Raw genomic sequence first — 409 nt, 5'->3', positions numbered from 1 at the left:
ACTACAGTTCTAGCAGCAATCCTCCTACCATCGCCGGAGATAGTGAATCTATAAAGTCACAAATTACAGATAAGTTTTTTGGTAAGCCATATGCTAAAGACCTTGCATTTCAGAGGTTGAAGCTCCGTTTTTACGAGTACAGTGGGGGCAAAGTCTTAACGCTTAAAGTAGACGACTACACCTACTCAGGCATCAGCGGATTCTCAATAAGCCCCCTTAGATTAGTGCCTGAGCCAAGAAAAATACTTGGGCGTGGAAATTCCATGCTCGAACGAGCGGCGAGCAGGTATCCCGAGTATCTGACTACAAGCAGATGGTGGGATATACCGAAAGGGCTTTCCAGGGAATTCGATCATGAAAAATTTTACATGGATGCGATTGTGTACTACGACATATCGCAGTCTTTGGT

Annotated in this window: 1 protein-coding gene; it reads left to right on the top strand. The window is 44.5% G+C overall.

What is annotated here, in order from left to right:
* Positions 1-409 (top strand): hypothetical protein (locus K675_RS33855; RefSeq protein ID WP_232434500.1); only part of this gene is annotated, 409 nt, incomplete at both ends.

It is taken from the genome of Pseudomonas fuscovaginae SE-1, assembly GCF_000364705.1.
In the GTDB taxonomy this organism is placed as follows: domain Bacteria; phylum Pseudomonadota; class Gammaproteobacteria; order Pseudomonadales; family Pseudomonadaceae; genus Aquipseudomonas; species Aquipseudomonas fuscovaginae_A.
Note: the sequence above shows the minus strand (reverse complement) of the source record. Positions and strands in the feature narration are given on the sequence as shown.